Here is a 2564-nt window from a genome sequence, read left to right on the forward strand (position 1 = left end):
GGCCAGCCCGCCGCCTGACCCAAGACCCCAAACCCGGCCCCACCACACCCCGACACACCAACAAGCGATCACGTACCCAACAACGTGACAGTGCCGTGTGGACACACCTGACAATGGATCTTGATGGTCCAGGAAGGTGTAGATCCTCGTGCAAGGCCCTCGAAGTACAACGCGGAGTTCCGGTCCGACGCGGTGGCGTTGTGGCGCGCTTCGGCTGGCCGGCGGACGTTCAAGGACGTCGCGGCCGATCTGAATGTCAATCCCGAGACGCTGCGCACGTGGGTGCGCGAGGCCGAGGGCTCCGCGGCGGCCGGGCCGCAGGTCAGCCAGGCGGAGCTGGCCCGGTTGCGGGCCGAGAACGCCCGGCTGCTCAAGGCCGAGAAGGAATGGCAGCTCGAGCGGGAGATCCTGCGCCGGGCAGCCCAGTATTTCGCGAAGGAGATGAAGTGACCCGCCGCTGGGACTTTATCTCCGTCCACGCCGAGACCTTCGGCATCCAGCGGATATGCCGGGTCCTTGAGGTCTCGCGCTCGGGCTACTACCGATGGCGCGACGGTGCGAAGGCCCGCGCGGCGCGGGCGGCTGCCGACGAGGCCCTGACCGCGGAGATCCGCGAGATCCATACCGCGCACAAGGGAACCTACGGGGTCCGCCGGGTCCATGCTGAGCTGCGGGGCTTCGGGCACACCGTCAACCGCAAGCGGGGCGAGCGCCTGATGCGCGAGGACGGTATCGGGGGGGCGTCACCTGCGGCGTCGCAAGCGCACCACGGTCCCCGACCGGCTGGCGCCGCCCGCCCCGGACCTGGTGAACCGACGGTTTACCGCCGGGAGGCTGGACGAGAAGTGGTGCGGTGACATCACATACGTGCAGGTGGGCGGCACGTGGCTGTATCTCGCCTGCGTTCTGGACATCTGCTCGCGCCGGGTGCTGGGCTGGTCGATGGCCACCCACATGAAGTCCGGCCTGGTCATCGACGCTCTGAACATGGCAGTGGCGACGCGTGGCGGCGGTGTGGACGGGGTGATTTTCCATGCGGACTGTGGGGCCCAGTACACCTCCTCCGCGTTCGCGCAGGTCTGCGAGGCATTCGGGATCCGCAGGAGCATGGGCCGCCTCGGCTCGAGCCTGGACAACGCCCTCGCTGAGAGCTTCTGACAGGGGCTCAAGAGAGAAACGATGCACGAGAGGCTGTTCTCGACGGTGCGACAGGCACGGCTGGAGTTCTTCCAGTGCTGACGTACTACAACGCCCGCAGGCGCCACAGCGCCCTGAACTATCTCTCACCCGCCGAGTTCGAACAGCAGCATCGGAGAGAACGTAAACTCACACTCGCAGCATGAACCCCGTGTCCACACTCCGGGGGACACCTCACGCGCCACCTGCCCCCCAGCGGGCGTGCAGCGAACGGCCCCGCGCCGGGACCGGAGAGGCAGGGAACGCGGGGCCGGCCGACAACCCGGCTCTGCCGGGACCGGGCACAAGCAAACCTAGAAGGCACCCGGCCGCTACGCCCGCCGCCCAGGCCAAATGAGCGACCTCCGCAGCCCGGGAAAGACCCAGTCAATGCGCAGCGCACACGCATTCGAAAGCTCTCCTGGTCGCGGCGGGTTACGTCGGCGGTGGCCAGACCGATCTACGCGGCCGCCCAATTCCAGCGGCCCAGCGGCCCGGCCGTCTCACCCACGTCCCGTCCCTCTCCCGCTCTCCGCCCCACGCACCGTTGGCGGCCACCCTGGGCGTGGCCTCGGGGTGACCGCCGAAGTGAAGCGTGTTACCAGCACTTCTCCACACCGTAGAGGTGCAGAGTGATGGCGATGCCGGAGCCGGTGTCATTGTGGAACTCGGCCCAGCCGGAGGCGCGGGAGAAGCTGCCGGTGCCACCGGTGACAGCTTCCCTGAAGTCGCCCGGAGTACCGTGCGGCTCGGTCTTGATCCCCTGGAGGGTGATCTGCCCGTACGGGGTCTCCAGAGTCTCCTGGCACTGCGTGGTCTCGCCGGTGTCGGTGTTGGCCACGAAAGTGCAGACAGCGCCGAAGGTCCCGAAGGGGGCATTCGTCTCGGTGAGGACGTTCGTCCCGGCGAACCCGAAGATCGTTCCGGGGACCGGGTCCCTGTCGTTACCGAAGGACGAGGTGTCCGTGCCAGTGACCTTGAGCACGACCTCCTTGTCGTTCCCGCCGCCCCCGTGGCCGTCGCCGTTCCCCGCCATCACAGGAGCCGCTGCCAGCGTCAGGGGGGCAATTGCTGCTGCCGCGACACAGATCGCGAAGTACTTGCCTATCGTCGCCTTACGCATGTGCTGGAGTCCATCCTTGCCGAATGAGGGCACACCCGCCGCACGATATCCGGGAGTGAGTGCGCCGTGACTCTGTCCATCCTCAGCTCACCCCCTCACACTCCGCCACTCGAATGACCACTCACGGTAATTGGTCGCGCCACGGCACTCGATCCTTTATGTAGATCAGTGAACCCCTTTCATCCTGAATAGCTCCAGGTCAGTAGCGTGTGGACAGCTTGGACGATGGTCCCGATGCGACGGGTGGAGCAGCGTGCTCGTCGTA

At 66.8% G+C, this 2564-nt stretch carries 1 protein-coding gene and 2 pseudogenes; 1 reads left to right on the forward strand and 2 read right to left on the reverse strand.

Annotation, left to right across the window (positions count from 1 at the left end):
- Positions 1-123 precede the first annotated feature (123 nt).
- Positions 124-1343: pseudogene (locus ACIPK3_RS34365) on the forward strand (IS3 family transposase).
- Between the two features lie 431 nt (positions 1344-1774).
- Here the strand turns inward: ACIPK3_RS34365 and ACIPK3_RS34370 are convergent.
- Together ACIPK3_RS34370 and ACIPK3_RS34375 are read right to left on the reverse strand one after the other, a co-directional pair.
- A complete protein-coding gene (locus tag ACIPK3_RS34370; RefSeq protein WP_402576138.1) occupies positions 1775-2299 on the reverse strand; it encodes a hypothetical protein in 525 nt (174 codons plus the stop codon).
- A gap of 179 nt (positions 2300-2478) precedes the next feature.
- Positions 2479-2564 (reverse strand): annotated as a pseudogene (locus ACIPK3_RS34375) (IS5/IS1182 family transposase); the annotation flags it as partial.

It is taken from the genome of Streptomyces sp. NPDC086787 (genome assembly GCF_044745865.1).
In the GTDB taxonomy this organism is placed as follows: domain Bacteria; phylum Actinomycetota; class Actinomycetes; order Streptomycetales; family Streptomycetaceae; genus Streptomyces.